21 protein-coding genes are annotated in these 23628 nt (G+C 62.6%); 6 read left to right on the top strand and 15 right to left on the bottom strand.

Annotated features, from left to right (window positions below; translation table 11 throughout):
- Positions 1 to 95: 95 nt before the first annotated feature.
- The gene (locus AC3FOF_RS03090; RefSeq protein ID WP_488725736.1) at positions 96 to 1001 is read left to right on the top strand and encodes a LysR substrate-binding domain-containing protein; all 906 of its coding nucleotides are present in this window, start codon (positions 96 to 98) and stop codon (positions 999 to 1001) included.
- A gap of 48 nt (positions 1002 to 1049) precedes the next feature.
- Here AC3FOF_RS03090 and AC3FOF_RS03085 read toward each other — a convergent pair whose 3' ends face one another.
- Both AC3FOF_RS03085 and AC3FOF_RS03080 read right to left on the bottom strand, forming a co-directional pair.
- Positions 1050 to 1730, bottom strand: a complete 681-nt coding sequence (locus AC3FOF_RS03085; protein ID WP_488725735.1) for a hypothetical protein — start codon at positions 1728 to 1730, stop codon at positions 1050 to 1052.
- Between the two features lie 151 nt (positions 1731 to 1881).
- On the bottom strand, positions 1882 to 2442 hold the full coding sequence (locus AC3FOF_RS03080; RefSeq protein WP_488725734.1) for a hypothetical protein: 561 nt from the start codon (positions 2440 to 2442) through the stop codon (positions 1882 to 1884).
- Positions 2443 to 3424: 982 nt separating this feature from the next.
- Between AC3FOF_RS03080 and AC3FOF_RS03075 the strand changes: the two genes are divergently transcribed.
- Positions 3425 to 4570 carry a Vgb family protein gene (locus AC3FOF_RS03075; protein ID WP_488725733.1) on the top strand — a complete coding sequence of 382 codons (1146 nt, stop codon included), beginning with the start codon at positions 3425 to 3427 and terminating at the stop codon, positions 4568 to 4570.
- A 1509-nt stretch (positions 4571 to 6079) separates the two neighbouring features.
- The gene (locus AC3FOF_RS03070) at positions 6080 to 6877 is read left to right on the top strand and encodes a transporter substrate-binding domain-containing protein (protein ID WP_488725732.1); all 798 of its coding nucleotides are present in this window, start codon (positions 6080 to 6082) and stop codon (positions 6875 to 6877) included.
- 863 nt (positions 6878 to 7740) lie between these two features.
- On the opposite strand, the gene flgL is transcribed toward AC3FOF_RS03070, so the two are convergent.
- The 11 genes from flgL to flgB all read right to left on the bottom strand — a co-directional run bounded on the left by flgL (position 7741) and on the right by flgB (position 18581).
- Complete coding sequence (flgL, locus tag AC3FOF_RS03065) at positions 7741 to 8976, bottom strand: flagellar hook-associated protein FlgL (RefSeq protein ID WP_017230806.1); 1236 nt, start codon at positions 8974 to 8976, stop codon at positions 7741 to 7743.
- Positions 8977 to 9010: 34 nt separating this feature from the next.
- Positions 9011 to 10927, bottom strand: a complete 1917-nt coding sequence (flgK, locus tag AC3FOF_RS03060) for a flagellar hook-associated protein FlgK (protein ID WP_017230805.1) — start codon at positions 10925 to 10927, stop codon at positions 9011 to 9013.
- A 368-nt stretch (positions 10928 to 11295) separates the two neighbouring features.
- Positions 11296 to 12333 carry a flagellar assembly peptidoglycan hydrolase FlgJ gene (gene flgJ / locus AC3FOF_RS03055; RefSeq protein ID WP_488725731.1) on the bottom strand — a complete coding sequence of 346 codons (1038 nt, stop codon included), beginning with the start codon at positions 12331 to 12333 and terminating at the stop codon, positions 11296 to 11298.
- Between the two features lie 2 nt (positions 12334 to 12335).
- A complete protein-coding gene (locus AC3FOF_RS03050) occupies positions 12336 to 13469 on the bottom strand; it encodes a flagellar basal body P-ring protein FlgI (protein WP_017230804.1) in 1134 nt (377 codons plus the stop codon).
- 7 nt (positions 13470 to 13476) lie between these two features.
- On the bottom strand, positions 13477 to 14160 hold the full coding sequence (gene flgH / locus AC3FOF_RS03045; RefSeq protein ID WP_017230803.1) for a flagellar basal body L-ring protein FlgH: 684 nt from the start codon (positions 14158 to 14160) through the stop codon (positions 13477 to 13479).
- Complete coding sequence (flgG, locus tag AC3FOF_RS03040; RefSeq protein ID WP_017230802.1) at positions 14157 to 14945, bottom strand: flagellar basal-body rod protein FlgG; 789 nt, start codon at positions 14943 to 14945, stop codon at positions 14157 to 14159. The genes flgH and flgG overlap by 4 nt, the downstream gene beginning before the upstream one ends.
- Positions 14946 to 14995: 50 nt before the next feature.
- On the bottom strand, positions 14996 to 15739 hold the full coding sequence (gene flgF, locus AC3FOF_RS03035; RefSeq protein WP_017230801.1) for a flagellar basal-body rod protein FlgF: 744 nt from the start codon (positions 15737 to 15739) through the stop codon (positions 14996 to 14998).
- A 41-nt stretch (positions 15740 to 15780) separates the two neighbouring features.
- Positions 15781 to 17013 carry a flagellar hook protein FlgE gene (flgE, locus tag AC3FOF_RS03030; protein ID WP_017230800.1) on the bottom strand — a complete coding sequence of 411 codons (1233 nt, stop codon included), beginning with the start codon at positions 17011 to 17013 and terminating at the stop codon, positions 15781 to 15783.
- A 60-nt stretch (positions 17014 to 17073) separates the two neighbouring features.
- Positions 17074 to 17745: a flagellar hook assembly protein FlgD gene (locus tag AC3FOF_RS03025; RefSeq protein WP_488725730.1), complete on the bottom strand. Its 672-nt coding sequence runs from the start codon at positions 17743 to 17745 to the stop codon at positions 17074 to 17076.
- 13 nt (positions 17746 to 17758) lie between these two features.
- The gene (gene flgC, locus AC3FOF_RS03020) at positions 17759 to 18166 is read right to left on the bottom strand and encodes a flagellar basal body rod protein FlgC (protein WP_017230798.1); all 408 of its coding nucleotides are present in this window, start codon (positions 18164 to 18166) and stop codon (positions 17759 to 17761) included.
- Positions 18167 to 18173: 7 nt separating this feature from the next.
- Positions 18174 to 18581, bottom strand: coding sequence for a flagellar basal body rod protein FlgB (gene flgB, locus AC3FOF_RS03015; RefSeq protein ID WP_017230797.1), 408 nt, complete (start codon positions 18579 to 18581; stop codon positions 18174 to 18176).
- Between the two features lie 221 nt (positions 18582 to 18802).
- On the opposite strand from flgB, the gene flgA reads away from it, so the two are divergent.
- The 3 genes from flgA to AC3FOF_RS03000 all read left to right on the top strand — a co-directional run bounded on the left by flgA (position 18803) and on the right by AC3FOF_RS03000 (position 20524).
- Entirely contained in the window at positions 18803 to 19522 is a 720-nt protein-coding gene (flgA, locus tag AC3FOF_RS03010; RefSeq protein WP_488725729.1) for a flagellar basal body P-ring formation chaperone FlgA, read from the top strand.
- Positions 19523 to 19713: 191 nt separating this feature from the next.
- Positions 19714 to 20022: a flagellar biosynthesis anti-sigma factor FlgM gene (gene flgM / locus AC3FOF_RS03005; RefSeq protein ID WP_017225144.1), complete on the top strand. Its 309-nt coding sequence runs from the start codon at positions 19714 to 19716 to the stop codon at positions 20020 to 20022.
- Between the two features lie 43 nt (positions 20023 to 20065).
- Entirely contained in the window at positions 20066 to 20524 is a 459-nt protein-coding gene (locus AC3FOF_RS03000; protein WP_017225145.1) for a flagella synthesis protein FlgN, read from the top strand.
- 145 nt (positions 20525 to 20669) lie between these two features.
- Here AC3FOF_RS03000 and AC3FOF_RS02995 read toward each other — a convergent pair whose 3' ends face one another.
- Together AC3FOF_RS02995 and AC3FOF_RS02990 are read right to left on the bottom strand one after the other, a co-directional pair.
- Positions 20670 to 20885, bottom strand: a complete 216-nt coding sequence (locus AC3FOF_RS02995; protein ID WP_488725728.1) for a hypothetical protein — start codon at positions 20883 to 20885, stop codon at positions 20670 to 20672.
- A gap of 552 nt (positions 20886 to 21437) precedes the next feature.
- Positions 21438 to 23396, bottom strand: a complete 1959-nt coding sequence (locus tag AC3FOF_RS02990; RefSeq protein ID WP_488725907.1) for a sensor domain-containing diguanylate cyclase — start codon at positions 23394 to 23396, stop codon at positions 21438 to 21440.
- Positions 23397 to 23628: the final 232 nt, after the last annotated feature.

The raw sequence follows: 23628 nt of genomic DNA, 5'->3' as shown, positions 1-23628 counted from the left end.
TAACGTGAACCTAATTCACTAATGGTGGGCTACAGAAAAGGTTGCGTGAAGGCTATCATCGAGTTTTCGGCCGCACAAAAGAAACGTTTGCAGCAATGGATGAATCTCACTCACGAATCCAGTCCTTACGCAAGGTGCCCTTGCCCCTCATGCGGGTGTTTGAGGCAGCCGGACGCACGTGCTCATTCGCCGTAGCCGCGGATGAACTTGGCCTTTCGCCCAGCGCTGTCAGCCACTCCATTCGCAAACTGGAAGAGACGACTGCCTTGCGGCTGTTCGAACGCACCACGCGAGAGGTCAAGTTGACCCGTGAAGGCGAGTTGCTGCTCGAACATGTGCAACGAGGATTGGAGGAGATGCGGCGCGGCTTCGCTTTGGTGACATCAGACGAGCCTGCACCGCTGCGCTTGCATACCGCTCCCAGCTTCGCCACGCAGTGGCTCCTGCCGCGGCTCGCGCGATTTGTCAGAGACCATCCGCAAATCGATTTGCGGATCTCGGCAAGCACCGAGTACGCTCGCTTCGAGAATGACGACTTTGATTTCGATATCGTCTACGGCGAACCGCGGCCATCGCCCTATGAGAAGATTCCATTGGCGATGGAGAAGCTGACCCCGCTGTGCAATCCGGAGATCGCGCAACAGATTCAGACTGCTGAGGACCTGTACCGACAAACACTGATCCAGTGCGACGTGCAGATGTTCCAGTGGAAGGGATGGTTCGAAGCTAACCGGCTGGTGCCGCCGCATCACTATGGCTTGCGCTTCGATCGGAGTTCGATGGCCATTTCAGCAGCAGTGGATGGACTTGGCGTCGTGCTGGAATCGACGCTGCTTGCCGATCGCGAGCTGGCGAAAGGCACGCTGGTGTGCCCGCTACGCGGTAAGACGCAGGATGTGCAATATGTTGGGCACCACCTCGTCTACCCAAGGCGAATCCGGCAGCACGATTCATTTGAACTGTTCAAACAGTGGCTCTTGGGAGAGTTGCCAGAGGCTTGATGACCGTTGATGCATCACCGTCTTACACCTGATCCGTTCCACATTGTCCTAGGAAGGTTTCGACTGTTCCTTAGCTGGAGCCGGACATTTAAGAGCCCGTCTGAAAATTCGCCGTAGATGTGTTCCAACGTTCGGATGTGGGAAAAAGAACATCGAGAGCGGCAGGCAAGCATGCGGCCAAAATAAAGCGGTAGCCGTATCAACGGTGACAGTAAAAGATAACGAGAGAGTACCGGTCTTCGTCGCTTGCAGGCGGCCGGAAAACATCGTGGCAGTTGCAAGTGCGGCGGCATCCCCGGCCTGGACAGTCGTTGGGTGAGTGAAATCAGCGAAGACGATGTAGGGGTAGCCTTGGTCGTCGACAACTTCTGCGTAGGTAGTTGGATTTTCGTAGGTGGTTGTTGTCTGAGAAAGAGGGGAAGAACTACCGTTCACCGTGACCGTCCCAGTCACGATTTCCGTCGTCTTGAGGACAGCAATGCCGTTCAACGTTGCGGAAACAGCCTTGGCGTCCGCAAACGTACCAGAGCCTGTTACGGCAGTGCTCGCATCGCCGGTCCAACCCGAGATTGCGACGTTGACCGTCATACCGTTATTGACCAGATTCCCGACGGCCGTGAGAAGAGACACAGACAGAGTTTGCGTGGTCGCACTGCTGCTACCGTTGCCGCCGCCCCCGGAACCAGCAGAGAACAGAGCGAACACCAGCGCCAACAAGGTCCTGAGCATCGCAGCCCCTTGCAAGAAATGACCCCATTTGAAACTTGTTCCCGGGCATGGCGCTGCTGAAATTAAATGCTCTACCGGTGGCAAGCTTTGCCTGACCTGCGCCCCAGATTCGGGGCTAGATAGATGGCATCACCTGGACGACCGCAACCTTTCACTCCTTCTCCATCCAGTACACACCTTCGGTCCTGGACTCATTGAAGCCTGTTGCTGGCTCGGCTAGATTTGTGTTGTGCAACACACCACGAATAGCCCGAAACTTTCCTGTCCCTCCTGTGAATATCGTATTTCCCGAGACGTGTCGCCGACCAGACGGCTGCTCACCGGTTCCTTGCGCAGTCCCCTCATATCTCCCATAGATTTTGTCCCCATTCTGCATGGCGTACACCACATAGCCGACGACGTGGCCATCGTCGCCCAGGTTGTCAGTCACCGCACGAACCCAAGATTCTTTGGTGGGTACTCCGGCGAACAGGGGTGGGTCTTTGGGATAGATGCGATGGATTTCGAAAATGCGAATCTGGTGACCAGGCATGTCCCCTACGTCAAGGGCATGCTGTTGCGTGTACTTCGTATTCTCGGCAGAAACTTGAAATGAAATTGCAGTCTTTTGCTGTGCCTGCGCCCAGCCTTTTGGAACGCTTAGCTGCATGGCGCCGGCAACGACCATCACGACAAAAACGGTGCCCGCGTAAGCACGAATCAGCTGCTTCATAATAGCCCTCTCTTTCGCTGGTCCCCGGCTGTGATGACGCAAAGCTGAAACGACTGAAGCCTGGCTTGTCGGCTACAGGCCTTTGACGGCACCCTGTAGGTACCCACCGCTGCTCAGCCGGCATATTTATGAGGCTTGGACACCAGATATAGCCCAGAGCATTGTCTATGCCAGGAGCGACAAGTGTATGAATTCTTTGGCATAGGTAGAGCGATGCCCTGTGACAGCCAGGAAAAGACGCCAAAGCTGATTCAAACTTGAGACAGGGCTTGACCATTGTTCCCTTCGGCCATAGGAAATACCGAGTGCCCCGGCTTGGGGCAGTTCCAGAACCTGCGTTCCGAATGAGACATCCCTCGGCAGGCGGACAAATGGTCCGCAGTTCGAGCTGTTCCTGACCTTCCGGTTACGGCAGCCTGGCACGGACCGCGTCGATTGTGTGGCGAGCGAAGAAACGGAGCGTCGGCGCGATGCGGCCTTCGACGCGCTCCAAAAATGCCCGCTTCCGTCTGACGTTTCGCGGGCGCAATTCACACTACTGGTGCCGGTCAAGGTAACGACCTCGTAACTTGAACGACACAGCAGTAGAAGGTTGCAATCCGTCAAATGCTGGCCTATTTTGTAGCAAGAATTAAATAGAAGTACTGCCCACCTCGTCGTGGGCCTGCTTGGTGTCCGGGGCGGCAGGTAGTTAACTAAGAACAAGCGGCGCCTATGGACACTTGCTTCCAGCACACACTCTCGATACCCCGTCAGTAGCGTCCTACAGCGCACCATCTCCGGCGTACGCACGTGCTTGCCTCTACCGCTTCCTAAGTCCAGAGGCACCACGCCTGTGCGTTTGCTCGTCCTTTGGTCCATCTGGAGATGGACGTTACACGGCACGCCGTGCGAAGCCCGTTGCTACAACGCCGAAACTATCCACCATGGGGCGCCGCAGTGCCATTTCGACATGTCCCGACTTCTCTGAAGGAGTTTTACCGTGAAGAAGAAAAACTGTTCCCTAGTGCTTTTGGCGGCCCTATGCATGCCGCGTCGCCATCCCAACCAAGAGAAACTGACGAGCCATTATCGTAATGTATTGCGCCACATCCTGCTGTCCGCAGCGTTGGGGTTAAGTGCGTTGTCGGTTAGCCAACCCTCGACAGCGCAGGAATTGTTCATTGGCGACCTCGGGGATAACTCTATCAAGGGTTTCGATGTCGCCGGCGGCACGTATCTTGGCGCCTTCGTCCCTTCTGGGACTGCCGGACTGAAGGGGCCCATAGGGATGATTTTTACGGGTGGGAAACTTGTGGTCGTGAACCAAAATATAGACACCAATCTTTCCGGCGAGATTCTGCAGTTCGACAGCACGACCGGCACTTTTGTTGGCAAACTCGTCGCTTCGAGCGACAGAAACGCGCCCTTTTTTCCGCAGGGTATCGTGCGTGGAGGGCCCGACCAAGGCTTCTACTTGGCCGATGTCGGTATCAAGAATGGCCAGTGTGCCAATCAAGGCAACATAAAGGAATATGACGCGGCAGGCGCCTTTCTGGGCAATCTGGACCAGCACAGGTTTACTGCCGAGTTCCATCCACGAGGCATGGTTTTCGGGCCGGACGGTCTCTTGTATGTCTCAGCCATAGGTTGCCTCGACCCGACGGACCCGCACTTCAGTCCCATTACGGGATACATCCTGCGCTTCAATGCTAGTACCAAGGCATTTGTTGACGTGTTTGCATCCAACAGTACCGTCCCGGATTTACACCGCCCAGAGGGCTTGGTCTTCGACAGCGCAGGCAACCTCTGGGTCACGAGCTTCCGCGCAAATACCAGCGATATCGACAAAATTCTCAAACTTGATGGCAGGACTGGCGCCCTTCTCGACAAGCTCATGTTATGGACGCCACCGGCTCCCAGGGCTTATGCACAGGCAATCATTTTCGGCCCGGGCGGCAATCTGTATATCCCTATCACTGGCGGCGATGCCACGACAGCAGGTCAGGTGCGGCGTTGCAACCCCACAACAAAGCATTGCGACGTCATCGTCCCGGGCAACTCCTCCGGTGGCGCACTTCAGAAACCGTGGTTCTTAATCTTTAGAAAGAGTGACGCCGCGACGCTGAACTACGAAGACAAAGACTAAAACTTACATTGGGTATGGACAGGATTGGCCTGGCTCCGTGCCAGGCCTTGCTTGTTGACAGCGAGGTCAAAAGGCCGAAAGGGCTTCTACGGGCCCAGCTCCATTCCCTTTGATGCAGTCTTCGTCGTATCGTGGGTGAAATCTTTTCGGGTTTCAGTAGCTCATTCGATTCCATACCGCTCACACTTCCATTATGTAGTTAGGGCTATATGCCTGTGGCACGACTCTCGCTAGTCCACATCGTCACCCGGCTTCCCTGGATGACATCTGTGCTGACGATTTGTGCGCGCTATTGGGCCGGTCGCAGCTATGTGATGACGTCCGATATCCAATGGATAGGGAGGTCCGAAATGATTGCACGCTCTCTCTTGTCGCCTCGCCGTGGCTTGTCCAAGGCAGCTCGAGTCCTCGCTGCTACGTGTGTCGTTCTCAGTGTTGCCGCTGCTCCTAGGGTGTTCGCTCAAGGCGCGAACTCAGGAGTCCTTCCGCCGGGCAGCACAATTTCCGACCTCGTGTATGGAACGGGGATTGCAGCGTGGTGGTACGGCATATGGTCTGCAGTGTGGTGGCAATGGCTGTTGGCAATACCGACTGGGCCTGGCACGGACCAAAACCCCCTGCATGATTCAACGGGTATGTACTGCGGCGCCAATCAGTCTGGACCCGTGTGGTTTCTGACGGGGACGGTGGCCAATGGTCAGCCTGTCACGCGAAACTGCCTGATTCCATCAGCAATGCCAGTTTTCGTTCCATTGGCTATGGTCAAATGCTCAACCCTAGATGCTTCCCCTTTTCATTGCACGAATGCGACATCCTGCCGAAGTTGCGCCACAACTATCGTTGATGGGATTAACCTCAGTTCCTTAACCATCTCGATTGACGACATGCAGATAAAGGATGGAATAGAAGCCTATCGTTCCATATCGCCACTCTTCAGCTTCCTGGTGCCTGGACAAAATATCCTAAACTCGCCCTCAGGCTCTGGTATGGCGGTCAGCGCCGGATACTGGCTTATGCTCAAGTCTATGTCTCCGGGCCGTCATACAATCCACATTCAGGGACAAGATGTACGCGGGCTCAACGTAGGCGTTTCGGAGGACGTGACATATAGCATCGACGTAACGCCGTGACGACCGCCAGGACACCTAATGATGGCAATCTAGGTTTTAACGCCAGTACTTGCGCAACCTTTAGATTCCGTCACAAAAGCTTCATAGAACTGCGTGACCCCCTGCGCGATTCGGAGCGCTCGCCGATGTCTACAGGATGGTGGTTCCGCTTGCCTTAACCCTGGGGACAATGTCTTCTGGCTCCCGGTAGGAACAGCTGAAAATTTGGGCCTCCGGTGGCCAGAAGACGGCAATTTTTTCATTCAAATGCACCATCGAGGTGTTCTCTAACCAACCCCCAGCGGGTAACGCGGCGATAGAGGATGGCTTCGATGTATCGCCCATTCGTTGGTTCCGCCTGATGGACAGTGGCGGGCTATAGGAAAGGAGGGAGGAAGCCATGCGAACCGCTCACTGGCTGATGGCTGCAATGCTTGGACTACTGGTGATGGGCTGTGCGGGGACGGGTACCGCGCCGACGCCGGAAGCGCGACAGGCGCTGGCTCCAACCGGCAAGCTGCGCGTGGCGCTCCAACGCGCTAATCCATTGAACGTCGTGCAGGACATGGCAGGAGAGACGACGGGGGTGGGACTCGACCTCGGAAACGAATTGGCCCGGCGCCTTGGTGTTCCGTTCGAGCCCGTTCTGTACCCATCGGTTGGAGCCCTGCTCAACAGCGGCAAGTCTGGCGCTTGGGACGTCGCGTTTGTCGGGTTCAGTCCCGCACGCGCGCAGGAGTGGGATTTCACCGGGCTACATCTGGAGGTCGAATTCGGCTATCTCGTCCCGGCAGGTTCTGCCATTTCAAAGATGGCCGATGTGGAGCGGCCCGGGGTTCGAATTGCCCTGCAGGAGAAGTCCGGCCCAGACGCCTTCTTCTCCCGCACGCTGAAGGACGCCGTGCCGGTCCGTGCATCAAGCAATCTCGGCGCGTTGGAAGCACTGAAGTCCGGTAGAGCCGACGTCGTGGGCAGCATCAAGCCAATCCTGTTCGAGATGTCCAAACAATTGCCTGGCTCGCGAGTTCTCGACGGTCGGCCTGGCATTGACCCGCATGCGATGGCCATGCCGAAGGGGCGGGACGCCGGCCTAGCCTACGCACGCAAGTTCATCGAGGACGCGAAGTCCGAGGGTCTGGTCAAAGCCGCAGTCGAACGGGCCGGGGTACGAGGCGTAGTCGTCGCCCCGCTCAAATGAGACTTGGGCCTGTCACGTTGCACTTGCCTCCGTCAGGGGCGCCGAGGCCCGCCAAGTTAGGTTGGGAGGCCGGCCAGCCCCCAACCATGCGGGCTGCTGGGGTCTCAGGCAAGCTTTTCCTTCAGGAACGCCACGAGATACGGAGTAGCGGCGGCAGCCACGGTCGATGCGGTGGACGGGTCAATGCCCATTTTCGCCGCAAGCGACTCAGCGACCCGGCCGGCCAGGATACCCTCCCCGCCCTAGTAGCAGCCCATCCCGCCTTCCTGAGACCAGTGCACGACGTCCGGTCTGCCGCAAAATTGGGACCAACTGCGGCCAGGAGCGGCAGGGATTGGGGCTCGGTCCTGGCCCGGCGTGGCAGGGGTGACCTTCAGCAGGACAGCGAGGTCGGAGGCATCAAGGTAATTGGACAATGGTTGCATGCATAGCATAGCGAACCAGTTTTACCAATGAGGTTACCCAGGTGGACCAGTGACCGACCGCTGTGAAGCGATATGCGAGGTCCGCCTAAATCGATTTAGACGCGTCGCTCTGCGAACCTAGTAAGCCGGCAGTATATAAAATGAATTTCTAAACGAAAAGACTACGATTTTGATAGCCGATAGTGGTTTATTGTGAGCTCGGAGGGGGGCAAATGATGCGATGAGAGCCTCTAAATGTGAGCGCATACTGACCATCCTATTTGCCAGTCCGAAGGGGGTTAGGGCGGGCTCACCACGACAAAGCGAATGACAAATACATAGCCGCAACCCTTGCCCAGCAAGGGTTGCGGCCAGATTCAGCAGTGCAAAGCGCTTATCTGTTTGCGCCTTCCGCCGTTATGTTTTTTTCGTTGCCAAGCGTGCCCCCAACGCCCCAACTCACCCCTGCAGATACTTGAACAGGTTCATCCCCTGAATCTGCATGAATGACTGCTGCGCAGCCTGCAGCGCGGTCTGCTTCTGGTAGTACTGGGTGATAGCCGAGTAATAGTCCAGATCCTGCAAGCCCGAAAGCGTCTGCGTGTAGTTCAGGGTGCGGTTCGAGCCAATGGTGTTGAGCGCATCCAGTTCCTGCATGCGCGAGCCGACCGAGGATTGCACCGTGCTGACATTGTCCAGCGAGTTGCTCATCTTGCGGTTCGCGGTAGCCAGGGCGTTGGCCAATGCGGCCCGGTCGGCGTCGGTCGCCACGGGCTTCTTCAACGCGTTGATCACGTTCTGCACGTTGGCAAAGATATCCGTGCCCGCCTGTTGCGCGGGCTGAAGGCTGACGCTGTCGCCGTTCGCCGGCGTGCCGCTGACGGTAATCGAAAGCCCGGCGACCTGGATGCCGGTGCCGCTCACATAGTCTACCGGTGCGCCAACGGCTGCGGGCGGTACGGCGCTCTGGTCCATCACCTGGTACTGCATCTTGCCAGTGGTGGCGCTGGTGGCGAAATTGAGCGAGAGGCTGTGCCCGTATAGCGGATTGGTCGGGTCCGTGACCGTGACCGCGCTGTATGTCGCCGTTCCCGTATTCGCGGCGGGCGCCGAGGCCACGTAGGTCGCCGTACCCTGCACGCTCATGAACACCGAGCGGCCGTCGTCGCCGGCGGGCATCTGCCGCGCCACGTCGACCTGCAGCAGTTGCTGGCCCGTATCGCCGTTGTACTGGACTGCGCCGCTGGCGTTCGTGGCGAACGGCGGCGTGGCGGACTGGTAGCCGGCGAACATGTATACGCCGTTGCCGTCGTTGCTGTTGGCAAGGCCCAGCAGCTGGTTGTAGTTGTCCTGCAACTCCGTCGCGACCGAAGCGCGGTCGGCATCGCTCAGCGATCCGCTGCCTGCCTGCACGACCAGCGTCTGGATGTTCTGGATGGTGGTGACCACGCTCGTCAGCGTGTTGGACTCCATCGACAGATTGATGTTGGCCTGCTTGCGCGAGGTGGCATATTGGTCGTTGACCGCGCTGGCCTGCGTCACCTCCAGCGCGCGGCTGGCGGCGACCGGGTCGTCGGACGGGGTCAGGATGCGCCGGCCGGTACCGAGCTGCTGCTGCACGTGCAGCAGCGAGCCTTGCTGGTTGGTCATCGAGGCCAGGCCTTGCTGATACAGCATCGAGCTTGAAACGCGCATATCTGTTCCTTTGAGGTCCGTTTCTTCAGGTCGTTCAGTTGATGCCGAGGATGGAGTCGAACAGCGTGGAAGCCGTCTGGAGCACCCGGGCATTGGCCTGGTAGAGCTGCTGGAAGCGCATCATCGAAACGGTTTCTTCGTCCATGTTCACGCCGGATACGGCTTGCTGCGCGTTCTGCGCCTGGGTGGTGATGCTGTCCTGAGATGTCGAGGCGATACTGATCGACTTCGCCTTGCTGCCGATGTCGTTGACCAGCTGCGCGAAGGCGTCGTTGAAGTTGGAGATGCCGCCGATGGTCTTGGCGGTCTGCAGCTTCGCCATGGCCAGCGCATTGGTGTTGTCCGACACGCCAGCCAGATTCGGCGTCAGCGTGAAGGAGTCCTTGGCCTTGGGCGTACCGCCAAGCGTAACGGTGATGCCGTTGAAGGTGTAGTCGGTGCCGTTACCGCTGGCATTCGGGGCGGAGGAGGTTGGCGTCACCGTGGCGCCGGAGGCATCGGTGAAGACGTAGCTGGCACCGTTGTAGGTCGCGGTGATCGCCGACGCGGGCATGCTGAAGCCGCTCGTCACTTTGGTGACAGTAGCGGTGCCGCTGCCGGTGTTGGTAGCGGCCGCGGTGGTGCGCAGCGGACCGGCAGCGGCGATCTTGGCCGGATCGGTGATCGCCATGTCCATCAGGCCTGCCACATTGCGGGTCGGCTGGATCTGGAACGAGTCATTGGCCGACATCGCCGAGCTGACCTGGATATTCAGGCCGTCCGCGGACAGCGTCATCGGGAAGGTGGCGCCGGCGCCCGCTGCGGTCGCCACGGTCTTGTTGTCCGACGCGCGCACCAGGTTGTAGTTGGTGCCATCGTAGCTCAGCGTGTAGTCGCTGGTGGTCAGGTTCGCCGTGTTGCTGATGGTCGCCGTCACCTGGGCAGAGCCGGTGTTATTGGTGTTGCCGATCGCGACGGGAGAGCCGATCTTGAAGAGGTTCCCGCCGGTCTGCCCCGTCAGGTCCACCCCAAGGGCCTGCTGGGCATTGTATGCCTGCCCCAGCGTCACCGACAGGCGCCCGATCGCGTTCTGGGCGCTGTTGAGGGTCTGCGAGCGGTACTGCAGCATGCCGCCGATGGAGCCACCGGTGATCGTGCTGGTGTCCATCTCGACCGAGTTGCCGTTGGGCAAGGTGTAGGCGATCGTCGTGCTGGACGGGTCCGCCGCCGATGCCACCGCCTTCAGGCTGAACGCGTTGCTGCCCATCACCAGTGCCTGCCCGCTGCCGAAGGTCATGTTGTACACGCCACCGTCCTGCACCACCACCTTGGCGCCGATCAGTTGGGTCAGCTGGGACGCCACCTGGTCGCGCTGGTCGAGCAGGTCATTGGGGGGCTGCCCGCCCGCTGCGGCGGTTGCCTGGGTGATCTGGGTGTTGAGCTGCGCGAGCTGCTGGGCGTAGGCGTTGACCTGGGTCACCGAGCTTTGCAGCTGGCTGTTGACGCCTTGCTGCAGTTGCTGGAAGTAGTTGTTGACCGAGCGCATCTGGCCGGCCAGGGACTGCCCGGCATTGAGGAGGGCCTGACGCGCGGACGGGTCTGCCGGGGTGTTCGATACGCCCTGGACCGCGGAGAAGAAGCTCTGCATCACCGGGGCCAGGCCGCCGCTCTGGTCGCCCAGCAGATTATCGATCTGACTGATCTGGTTGGAGTACGTCGACAGCTGGGCGCTGGCGCCCTGCGCATTGCGCAACTGGCTATTCAGGAAATCGCTATAGACGCGGACTACGGAAGTGGTGTTCGAGCCCTGGCCGTAGTAGCCGCCAGCGCCGGGCTGGGCGCCCGCCGAGGCGATCAGGGTGTTCTGCCGGGAATAGCCTGTGGTGGCAGCGTTGCTGATATTGTGGCCAACCGTCGTCAGCGCGTTCTGCGCCGTGTTCAGACCGGAAAGACCGATAGAGAAGAGAGACATGCTCGAACCCCGCAACTGTTAGCTGCCGCAGGCCAGGCCTGGCGATCCGGACATCCGGCAAGCCGCGGGGCCGCCGATACCGGGTCGCCGCGGCCGGGCTCGACGGCGGTGAATGAGGTAGGTAACGGCAGATTCGCCAAGAGACTTTAGTGCGCTGCCGACAATTTTCGTACTGGCCGACGTCTTCCCGGCTGGCCGTGCCGGTATTGCCACGGCGCTGCGCGCATGCCGCGCCGCGCCCGCTTACTGTTTGCCTGCCCACGCCGTCTGTTGTGCGACCGCGTCGCGCGCCGCCGTGGCCATGCGACCCGGGCATGCGAGTGCCATGCTCCCGCGCTCTCGCCCGCGGGCGCGCTACGGCAATCCGCTCAGACCGGCACTTTCCGCATGATGCGCACCAGCTTCTCGCCGTAGGCAGGATCGGTGGCATAGCCCGCGCGCTGCAAGCCACGCGCGGCCTCGTCGGGCGTGGCCGCCGCAAGGACCTGCGCATAACGCGGATTGTTGCTCAGCAGCTTGCCGTAGTCGGCGAAGGCTTCCTCGTACGAGCCGTAGGCACGGAAGCGCGCACGCACCTTCTGCGGCTGTCCGTCGACGTATTCGGTGGTGGTGATCTCGGCGACCGGGCCCTTCCAGCCGGAACCGGCCTTGATGCCGAAGACATTGAACGTGGTGCTGCCGTCCGGGTTGGCGATCTCGCGCCGGCCCCAGCCGCTTTCCAGCGCCGCCTGCCCCAGGATCAGTCTCGCCGGCACGCCGGTGGCGCGCGCCGCATACTGCGCCGGGCCCGCCATGCGGGAGACGAAGGCGCTGATATGAGCGGGCGTATCTTCCGGCAAGACGCCGCTGCCGCCCTGCCACGCGTCCGCATCCTGCGCCTGGTACTGGCGCAGTCCGGCGGTGGGATTCCAGCTGGGGCCGGCAACCACGCTGCCCACCCGCGGCGTATCCGCATCGCCGTTGCGCATATCGAGCACGCGCGCCAGACCCGGAGCAGCCTCGTCCATGCCCGCCTGCAGGCCGGAAGCGGCCTTGGCCGCGGCCGAACCTGCGCCCGCGGCCAGCTCGGGCGGAAGCCCGCTGCCGTTGGCGCGTGCAAGCTGGCGCATCATCACATCGGCCAGGCCGATCCCGCGCGTGGACATCTGCTGTGCCAGCTGCTGGTCCATCATCGACATATACAGCTTGGTCTGCTCGTTGTCGAACATGCCGTCCTGCGGCGTCGCGTCGCGCATGCTCTTGAGCATCATTTGCGTGAATACGGCCTCGAACTGACGTGCCGCGGTACGCAGCGTATTGTCGCTGGCACCGGTGCGCGCATTCTGCTTGAGCATCTCGAAGCCCTGGGTATCGAGTGCGAAGCGTTGCGACAGGTCGGCCTGGGCGGCCATCTGGCTGGAGGACATGATCAGATGATCTCGAGTTCCGCGCGCAGGGCGCCGGCCGCCCGCATCGCTTCCAGGATGGTCTGCAGGTCGGCCGGGGTGGCGCCCAGGGCGTTCAGGCCCTTGACCACCGCAGCCAGGGAAGCGCCCGCCTTGACCATCTGCAGCGCGCCGCCTTCCTGCTTCATGTTGATCTGCGACACCGGCGCCACCACCGTCTGGCCACCGCTGAACGGGGCCGGCTGGCTGATCACCGGCTGGGTGTTGATCACCACGGAGAGATTGCCGTGTGCGATGGCGCAATCGTCAACGGTGACGGCCTGGTTCATCACGATGGAGCCGGTGCGCGCATTGAGGATGACCTTGGCGGCCGCCTTGGCGCGTGTCACATCGATATTCTCGAGGCGTGCCATGAAACCCACCCGCGCGCTCGGTGCCGAAGGCGCGCGCACCTGGACCACGCGGCCGTCAAGCGCGGTAGCCACGCCGCCGCCCATGGTGCGGTTGATGGCCTCGACCACGCGCTCCGCCGTGCCATAGTCGGTATCGCGCAGTTCGATATTGAGCAGGCCGCCTTCAGGCTGGAACGACGGCACCGCGCGTTCGACGATGGCGCCGTTGGCAATGCGGCCCACCGCCAGTTGATTGACCTGCACCTTGCTGCCGTTGGCCGACGCACCTGCGCCGCCCACCAGCATATTGCCCTGCGCCAGCGCATAGACCTGGCCGTCGGCGCCCTTGAGCGGCGTCATCAGCAAGGTGCCGCCGCGCAGGCTCTTGGCATTGCCCATCGACGACACCACCACATCGAGCGGGCTGCCGGGCTGGGCGAACGGCGGCAAGGTGGCGGTGACCATCACCGCCGCCACGTTCTTGAGCTGCATGTTCTTGCCGGCCGGCAGCGTAACGCCCAGCTGCGACAGCATATTGGTCAGGCTCTGCGTGGTGAACGGCGTCTGCATGGTCTGGTCGCCGGTATTGTCCAGCCCGACCACCAGGCCATAACCCACCAGGGGGTTGTCACGCACGCCCTGGAAGATGATGAGGTTCTTCAGCCGCTCCGCATGCGCCGCCCCCGCCAGCACGCCCAGCGTCAGCGCAATCAGAAAGGCGCGGACGAAGCGGCAGCGCGGGACGGTAAGCGAAAGCTGGAACATGACGCGATCAGTACGGTGAGACATTGAGGAAGAAACGCTGCAGCCAACCCATGTTCTGCGTCTCGTCGATATAGCCCTTGGCGGTGTATTCGATACGGGCATCGGCCACCTGGGTGGACGACACGCCGTTGTCGCCGGTGATCGTGCGCGGGTTGACCACGCCGGAGAAGCGGATATATTCAGCCCCCTGGTTGATCGCCAGCTGCTTCTCGCCGGACACCACCAGGTTGCCGTTGGGCAGCACTTCCAGCACGGTCACGGTGATGGTGCCGTTGAAGGTGTTGGCCGCGGTGGCGCCGCCACTGGCCTTCAGGCCGTTGGCGCCGCTCATGGAGGCATTCTGGCTGCTGCTGAACAGGCCGCCCAGTGCCCTGGGCACGGCGTCGAACGTCAGCGCGCTATTGGACGTGCGCGTGGCGTTGGTGCCGGAGGCCTTGGTGGCGTTGACGTTCTCGCTGATCACAATGGTAAGGATATCGCCGACGTTGCGCGGGCGGCGATCCTCGAACAGCGGATTGCCTGCGTACGAGGACTGGTAGATGGATCCGCTGGCCCGCCCCATGGCGCGCGGCTCCGCGCGCGCGGTGGTCGGCAATTGCACCAGCGGTTCGCGCGGCGCCAGCGCGCAACCGGTCGCGAGGCAGCACAGGGCAAGCGCACCCAGGCGAGTCAGCGAGGCAACCATGATCATCCGCCGAGCTGGGTCAGGCGTTGCAGCATCTGGTCGGACGTCTGCACCGCCTTGCTGTTGATTTCGTAGGCACGTTGCGTCTGGATCATGCTGACCAGCTCTTCCACCACGTTCACGTTGGACGTCTCCACGTAGTTCTGCTGCAGCGTGCCGGAGCCGTTCAATCCCGGCACCGTGGTATTGGGCGCACCCGATGCATCGGTCTGGGCGTACAGGTTCTCGCCCATGCTTTCCAGGCCGGCCGGATTCATGAAGGTCGCCAGTTGCAGCTGGCCGACCTGGACGTTGTTGCTGGCGCCCGGCTGGGTCACCGACACGGTGCCGTCGCGCCCCACCGTCAGCGAGGTCGAGTTGGCCGGAATGGTGATGGCGGGCTGGATCACAAAGCCGCTAGAGGTCACCAGCTGACCGTTCTGGTCCGTCTGGAACGAGCCGTCGCGCGTGTAGGCGGTGGTGCCGTCAGGCATCGTCACCTGGAAGAAGCCCTGGCCGTTGATGGCGACATCCTTGGGGTTGCCGGTTTGCTGCAGGTTGCCCTGGAGATGGATACGCTCGGTGGCCACCGGGCGCACGCCGGTACCGAGTTGCATGCCCGACGGCAGGGTGGTCTGGTCCGACGACAGCGCGCCCGGCTGGCGTACGGTCTGGTACATCAGCTCCTCGAACACGGCGCGGCTGCGCTTGAAGCCATTGGTGGAAACGTTGGCCAGGTTGTTCGAGATCACGTCCATCTGCGTCTGCTGCGCATCGAGGCCGGTCTTGGCAATCCAGAGTGAGCGGATCATGGTTGTCCTCACAAGGCCGCCGGTAAAGCCGGCGGCACATCAATTCAGTTTCAGTTGGTCGACAGCAACGCATTGGCGCGCTGGTCATTGGTGTCGGCGCCCTGGATCATCTTCATCTGCATCTCGAAGCGGCGGGCATTGGCGATCATGTCCACCATCGCCTCCACCGGGTTGACGTTGCTGCCTTCGAGCGCACCGGGAGCCACGCGCAGGGTGGTGTCGGCCTGCAGGGGCTGGGCACCTGCTCGCAGATGGAACAGGCCATCGTCGCCGCGCGCGATGGATTCAGGCGTCGGGTTCACCAGCTTCAGCTTGCCGACCTGGGCCAGGCCGGCAGCCGCCTCGCCCGGCCCGCGCGCCGTGATCGCGCCGTCGGTACCGATGGTCACGCTGGACCCCGGCGGCACGCTGATCGGACCGCCATCGCCCATCACCGGCAAGCCGGTTGCGGTCTGCAGCTGGCCGTCGGCCGCCACCTGCAGCGCACCGGCGCGGGTGTAGGCTTCGCTGCCGTCCGGTGCCTGCACCGCCAGCCAGCCGTTGCCCTGCAGGGCAACGTCGAGCGGCCGCCCGGTGTAGCTCAGCGGGCCCGCCTTGAAATCCGCGCCCGGCGTGGAAGCCAGTGCAAACGCGCGCGTTTGCGCCTCCGGCCCCACCACCGGCACCGCGCGGAACAGGTTGATCTGCGCGCGGAAGGCCGGTGTCGAAGCATTGGCCAGGTTGTTTGACACCGCCGCCTGCTGGTCGAGCGTCTGCTTGGCGCCCGACAGGGCGGTGTAGATCATGCGGTCCATGGCGGGCCCTCAGTTGCTGCTCATCGTGCCGGGAGCGCGGATCACAGGTTGACCAGGGTCTGCATGACCTGGTCCTGCGCCTTGATGGTCTGCGCGTTGGCCTGGTAGTTGCGCTGCGCCACGATCAGGTTCACCAGCTGGCCGGACAGATCCACATTGGAGGCTTCGGTCGCATTGGACTTGAGCGTACCGGCGCTGCCGCCAGGCGACGAGAGCAGTTCCTGGCCGGACGAACCGGTTGCCGACCATACGTTGCCGCCCTGCGACTGCAGGCCTTGCACGTTGCCGAAGTTGGCCAGCACGACCTGGCCCAGGCTTTGCGTCTGCTGGTTCGAATAGCTGCCGAGGACAGAACCGTTGGGCTGAACCGCGAAGCCAAGCAGGCTGCCCGAGGTATAGCCGTTCTGCGTCAGTGACTTGGTATCGTTGCCCGCGCCGAACTGCGTGGTGCCGGTCAGGTCGAGCTTGACGGCCATCGCCGCCGCGCCATTGGCCGCGGGCAGCGTGAACGTCGGCGCGGTGGCGGTGGTCGGCGAGGTCAGCACGCCGCTGCTGCTGAATTGCATGGCGAACGGGCCGCCGCCAACCAGATTGCCAGCCGAATCCGTCAGGTTCATCTGCCAGTCCGAACCACCGGCGGTGGTACCGGGGCCGGCTGCCTGCTTGCTGAAGTACGCCGTCAGCTGCTGCGCATTGCCCAGGGAATCATACGTCGTGATGCCGGTGCTGTAGTTGAACATGCCCGACGTGGGCAACGCGCCCGGCGCGCTCGTGAACGCGGTGGCCGGTACGGTGCTGCCCGAATTCAGGTTGAACTGGGCGCTGACCGAGGTGGTCGCCTTGGGCTGCATCTGCGCATTGGAGATCACCAGCGGCTGCGGCTGCACGCCACCGCCCGCGACGACGCCTGCCGGGTAGCCGGTCAGCTTCAGTCCCGCCGCGTTGGTGATGGTGCCGTCGTTCTGCTTCTGGAACTGGCCGTTGCGCGAGTAGAAGATCGCGCCGCTGGAATCAACCAGCCGGTAGAAACCGTTGCCATTGGTAATGGCCACATCCAGGGAGTTGCCGCTCGACTCGATATTGCCCCCGCTGAACGACTGCACCACCGCGTTCACGCTCGTGCCCAGGCCGATCTTGGTCCCGGCATAGACGTCGGCAAACTGCGCGGTCGACTGCTTGTAGCCAACCGTGTTGGCGTTGGCGATATTGTTGCCAATCACATCCAGATTGGCGGCGGCGGCGTTGATGCCGCTTACCCCTTGACCGAAACCCATGATTTTCCCCTTGTTACCTGTGATTCGTGGAAAGCCCGCGCAGCAGCGTCAGGCGGGTGATTAAAGGATGCGGCGAACGTCGTTGACGTTCGCGGTGGTGCCGTTGGCGAGACCCACCAGCACACCCGTCGAGTCGCCGCTGATGCTCTGTACCGCGCCGTAGACCAGGGCCACCGGCTTGACGTCGGTGCCATTGGCGGTGGCGGCAACCTTGAAGCTGTAGGTACCATCGGCCACCGTGGAACCGGCATCGTTCTTGCCGTCCCAGACGACGTCCTGAACGCCGGCGCTCTTGCCGTTCAGGTTGATCGTGCGCACGGTTTTTCCGGAGCTGTCGAGCACGCTTACCGTCACGGAGTCCGCGGCGGACGGCAGGTCGACACCGATCTTGGTAGCGGTGCCGCTGGCGACCGACACGCTGCTGCCCGGCACCATTACGGTGCGACCGATCAGCGATGCCGAACCCATTGCACGCCCGGCGCTGACCTGGCTCAGCAGCGAGCTCAGCGTCGTGTTCATGGTCTGCATGGCACTCACCTGGCTGATCTGCGCGAGCTGCGAGGTCAGTTGGGAGTTGTCCATCGGGTTGAGCGGATCCTGGTTGTTCATCTGCGTCACCAGCATCGTCAGGAAGTTGTTCTGCAGGTCGGACGCGCTGGCGCTGCTGCCTTGCAGGGTACTGGCGATGTCGGCGGCGGATTTGCTGCCGTTTACGTTGGAAGTCGAGGTCATTTCGTATCCCGGTTTACTGACCGATGGTCAATGTCTTGAGCATCATGTTCTTGGCGGTGTTGAGCACTTCCACGTTGGCCTGGTAGGAGCGCGAGGCCGAGATCATGTTGACCATCTCCTCCACCGGGTTGACGTTGGGCATCGTGACGTAGCCATTGGCGTTGGCAAGCGGGTGCGTGGGGTTGTAGACCATGCGCGGCGGGGACGAGTCCTCCACCACGCCTTCCACCTGCACCCCGCCGACATCGCTCTGGCCCGGCGTGGGCGCCAGTCCGAACACCACTTGCTTGGCGCGGTATGGCTGGCCATTCGGTGTCACGGCACTGTCCGCGTTCGCCAGGTTGGACGCGGTCACGTTCATGCGCTGCGACTGCGCAGCCATGGCCGAACCGGCAACTTCGAAGATATTCAATGCTGGCATTTCGTGCTCATTGCTGGATGGCCGACAGCATGGTCTTGATCTTGGCGCTCATGACGGTGAGGCCGGATTCGAAGTGCACCGCATTGTCGGCAAAGGCGATGCGCTCGGTGTCCATTTCCACCGTATTGCCATCGATGCTCGATTGCAGCGGGATGCGATAGGCCAGGTCCCTGTCGTCGGCGGTCGGCGCCTGGCCCGGCAGGTGCCGGGCCGAAGTGGTCGTCAGCGTGACGCCTTCGGCCTGCTTGCCGCGCTCCACGGTCTGCGCCAGCGTGCTGGAGAAATCGAAATCGCGCGCTTTGTAGCCGGGTGTGTCGGCATGCGCGATATTGGAGGCAATGACCGCTTGCCGCTGGGTCCGCAAGCTCAGTGCTTCCTGCTGGAAGCGTAATGCCGCATCGAGTCTGTCAATCATGTCTGTGTCTCGCTTGAAGGGGAGAGCAACGAAGGTCGACCTTCTTCAGGTGTGCCATCTTAGGGGTAGCCCTGTCATGCCAATCGCATGAATAGGACGAAAAAACCTGCGTATTTCGGCCCGAGCAAGACAGCGGGGCTGCCTACAATGGGACCCGTTCCTACGCACCTGGAGCGTGCCCTCACGACGCGCGCCAGGACGTCTCCTTGCTGGATGCCCACATGAATCCTCGTTTCCGCGCCGCCGCGACGCGCGCCCTGCTTTGCGCGCTGGCCGCCGGCGGCACGCTCGCCGGCAGCGCCGGGGCGGCACCGCCCTCGCCCTTCCCCGAAGACCCGGTGCGTACCGCGGTCGAGCAGTTTCTCGAGCGCCAGACCGCCGGCCTTCCCGGCAAGGCCAGCATCCAGGTGGTGCCGCCGTCTGGCGGCCGGGCTCCGGATTGCCCCTTGCCCGAGCCCTTCCTGCCTCCGGGCGCATCGCCCTGGGGCCGCGTTTCCGTTGGCGTGCGCTGCGCTGGCGAGCGTCCCTGGACGCGCTATGTCCAGGCGCGCGTCTCGGTGGTGGCCGACTACTATGTGGCGGGCCGCAACCTCATGCCCGGCGAGCCCATCGAAGCGGCCGACATGGAAGTACGCCAGGGCGACCTGGCCATGCTGCCCCGTGCCGTGGTGACGGACCCGGCGCAGATCAGCGGCGCGGTGGCGTCCAACCGCATCTCCGCCGGCTCGCCGATACGGATGGATCTGCTGAAGAAGGCCATTGCCGTTCGGCAAGGGCAAAACGTGACCGTGATGGTGGAAGGCGACTCGTTCCAGATCAGCAGCGAAGGCAAGGTCATGGCCGAGGCCGCGGTGGGCAACAACGTGCAGGTACGCCTCAAGAGCGGTCAGGTGGTCAATGCGCTGGTGCGCAGCGGCGACACGGTGGTGCTGCAGCAATAAGCGGGGAGGATGGCGCGCGGGCGCGCCCTCGCCCTCGGGTTGCGTGGCGGTCTCATGAGACAATGCCGCATCCTGGGCGAATGGGCAGCCCCCCTCGGAGGACGCCCCAAACAGCGTCCCGGCGGCATAATTCGCCCTAAAGTTTTGCCTGAACCATCCGATAAGCCTGAGGAACCCAGCAAGGAATCATCGTGAAGATCAATCAGACCACCTCGTCGAGGCCGGGCGACGCCAGCGACGGCGCCGTGCGCAGCGTGGCCAGCGCCCCCGCACAGACCCCGGCCCCGACGCCGGATACGACCGGCGTGCGAGTAAGCCCCCTGGCAGCCCAGGTGCGCGAGATCGGCTCGCGCCTGGTTGAAGACAGCGACGACGACATCGATACCGCCAAGGTCGATGAAATCCGCCAGGCCATTTCCGAAGGCCGCATCAAGATCGACCCGAGCAAGATCGCCGACGGGCTGCTCGCCTCGCTGCGCGAGCTCAACGGCAGCGCCTGAGAACGCCAGCGCATAGCCAACCTCCACCCACGATAGGCACGCCATGAGCCAGCCCCTGATCCAGAACCTGAACCGCGAAACCGAACTGGCGAAAGAATTCGCCGCAGTACTCGGCGAGGAAAGAGCCATGATCAAGGCGGGCAACTACGAGGCCCTGGCCAGCCTGCTCGAACGCAAGGTTGAACTGGCCGGCTTGCTGGGCGCCCTGACCCGCACGCGCGAGGCGCAGATGGGCGCGCTGGGCATTCGCCTGGGTGCCGGCGGGCAACTCTTCGGCCGCGAGATCGATCCCGTGCTCGAGTCGGCCTGGCGCAAGCTGCTATCCGCGGTGCGCTTGGCCAGCGACGCCAATGCCGTCAATACGGCGGTGGTGGACGCGCATCTCGAATTCACCAAGGAAGCGATTCAGGTGCTGCGCCAGCGCGGTGACAGCGGGCCGTTGTATGGGCGGGATGGGCTGACCAGGACGGGGCCGCAGGGTGTTAGTCTGGCTAGCGGTTGAGTATTTGGTGGATGTGGTTTTTTTTGGGGGACCTGATGGATGCTTTCTTGGCGCCTGGAGGGTCCTTTTGCGTTTGTAGGGACCTGATTCAGGTCTGCAGGGCCTAAAGGCGGAGTGGTGTCAGGCTCTTGGGCACATGGAGGTGTCACTTTTCTTTACTCGTAAAGAAAAGTAACCAAAAGAAAGCGACCCCTTGCAGGGGGGCTGGCTTATCAGGATCGGGGACGTTGCGGATTCGTGGTGGGCGCGGCGGTTCTAATGAACTGCTGGCGCTACCCGCACGAACGGCATTGCCGCTGCGAATGACGGTGGTTTCATTGTATGACCCCTGAATGACGATCTCGCTTGCCCATTCAGGCATCTGCCGTTACCAGTTTTATATGGCCACTCGAACACGAACGGCACTGGTTTCGTCGTGGGCGCGGTGGCCCCGGCTTGAGGCGAATACCCAAAATCTGGGGCCACCGCGCCCATGACGAAACCAGCAAGGATCGGGAGGTAGTGGCCATTCGTGCCGGTAACGGCAGATGCGTGAGCCACCACGGGCCATTGCCATCAGGGGCGCTATACTGAAACCAGTGCCATCCGCATTGGCAATGCCGTTCGCGCCGGTAGCGCCAGCAGTCAGGCAGGACTGACGCGCCCACCACGAATCCGCAACGTCCCCAAGCCCGACACGCCAGCCCCCCTGCAAGGGGTCGCTTTCTTTTGGTTACTTTTCTTTACGAGTAAAGAAAAGTGACACCTCCATGTGCCCGAGGGCCTGACACCACTCCGCCTTTAGGCCCTGCAGACCTGAATCAGGTCCCTACAACGGCATGAGGTCCTACTGAAAACCAAATACCTCCATGCGCCCATGAGCCCGACAACACACCACCTCTAGCCGCGGTACCTCCTCTCACCCCACCCCCTCTCACCCCACCCCCTCCATCAACTCCGGCGGCCCCATCTCAAAACGCCCCCGCCCTGCCGCCTTGGCGCGATACAGCAAGGTATCGGCCTGCCGCATCAACTCCTGGTCCGGCATCGGCGCCCCCCGGTAGAGCGCCACGCCGATGCTCACATCGACATCGGCAAACACGCCGTCGATGAAAAAGCGCCGGCTTACCGATTCCAGGATGGCTTGCGCGATGCGCTGCGCATTGGCCGCGCTGCCGATCTCTTCCAGCACCACTGCGAATTCGTCTCCGCCCAGCCGCGCTACCGCGTCGCGTTCGCGCACGCAGCGTTGCAGCCGTCGTCCGAAGGCCTGCAGCAGCAGGTCGCCCGTGATGTGGCCGTGGTAGTCGTTGACGGCCTTGAACCGGTCCATGTCCAGGTAAAGCAGCGCCATCAGGCGATCGTCGTCGCGGCTGCGCTTCATGGCTGTCTGCAGCAGCGATTCGAAGGCGCTGCGGTTAAGCAGCTGGGTCAGGTGGTCCAGCCGCGAGATGCGCGACAGCCGCAGGGTTTCCAGCTTGCGCTGGGTCACGTCCTGCACGTGCACGTGCACGCCCTCCACGTGGCTGCCGTCGGCACTCCATTCGGGGCGGAGATTGGTCTCCATGCAGCGGTATTCGGGATCGCTCTCCTCGAGTTCGAACGTCACGGCGGTACCCGCCAGGGCCTTCTGCAGGAACGGCCGGACGCGCGCGTAGCGCGTTTCGCCGATCACCTCGCGCACGGTCTTGCCGTGCAGCTCCCGGACGGGAATGCCGAAGGTGCGCTCGTAGGCCAGGTTGTTGAAGGCGTAGCGCTCGTCGGGGCCGATAAAGGCGAGCAGCGCCGGCAGCGTATCGGTGACCGCGCGTAGCTGGCGCTCGCTGAGATCGAGCTGTTCGCGCCGCTCGTTCACATCCCGCATCAACTGCCCGAAGGCGCGCGCGAGGTCGCCGATCTCGTCGTCCTGCTGCGCTGGCAGCCGTTCATAGGCGGCAAGGTCGCACGCGCTTTCGCGTACCACCTGGTGCAGCCGCGTCAGCGGCGCCAGCAGGCTTCGCACGGTCAGCCAGATCAGCAAGGCCACTGCCGCCAGCGACAGCAGCGCAAGCAGCACGAAGCGCTGCTGCATGGCGCGCAACGGCGCGAAAGCCTCCTGCGCTGGCAGCACGGCCACCAGTTCCCAGCCGGTGCTCTCCATCAGGTAGCGCGAGATCAGCGGCCGGGCCGGCGCCAGGAACTCGAACAGCCCCCCATGACCCTCGACGCCGCAGGTATCGCCCTGCGCGCGCGCTGGCTGGTCTACCCGGGCCGGATCGGGGTGCCGCACATAGACCGGCGCGCGCCCCGCCGATACCAGGCAGTAGAAGCCCGTGGTGCCGAGCCGGTTATGGGTGATTTCCACCAGGAAGTTGGCGCTCGTCAGGTTGAGCCAGCCGCCCAGCAGGCCAAGGAATTCGCGCTGTGCGGAGACGATCGGCACCACGACCAGTACGCCGATGGCGCCATTGGTGCGGGCGCGGATGGGCGGCGTGATCACCGGCCCCAGGGTGCGAGCGGCTTCGCGGAAATAGTCGCGGTCGGCGATATTCACCGGCGTGCCGTCCGGCGCCAGCATCCGGCCATGGGCGTCGGCCAGCATGAACGCATTGAAGCTGCCGGGTACAGGGATCCGGCTCTCGAGCAGGCGGCGCAGATCGGCGGCGGGGCGCCCCAGTTGTCCCTCCAGTTGCGGAGCGATATGGGACAGCAGGGTGATGCGGTCGTTCATCGCCGTGTCGAGCTGGCTGGCGGCGAGCTTGACGATGGAATCCTGCTGGTCCTGCAGCGCGGCGAGCAGGTCGTCGTGAGCGCAATACAGGGACGCCAGCACGATGCCGGTACCAAGGGCGGCGGCGAGCAGGGTGCTAATCAGCGCAAGACGCGCCTTCAGGGAAAGCGAAACGTGGGGCATGCGGCCGGCGGTGTCGGGGATGGCGCGCGCCATCTGGGCGGCCGACCCGCGTCGCAGCCGGAATCGGGCTCCGGCTGGCTTGCGGGTGCGCCAACCCTACCACAACCGCGTGCCCCGCGCGAGTCCGGCGGCGGCGCGCGGTTTCGTGTGGCGCCGTACGTTACGCACCGGCATCGGGACTGGGCGAGCCATTGCTGGCGCGGTATAGTGCCTTCTGGCCCTGCGGAGGCGG

It is taken from the genome of Cupriavidus sp. 96C5-1 (assembly GCF_057798855.1).
Note: the sequence above shows the minus strand (reverse complement) of the source record. Positions and strands in the feature narration are given on the sequence as shown.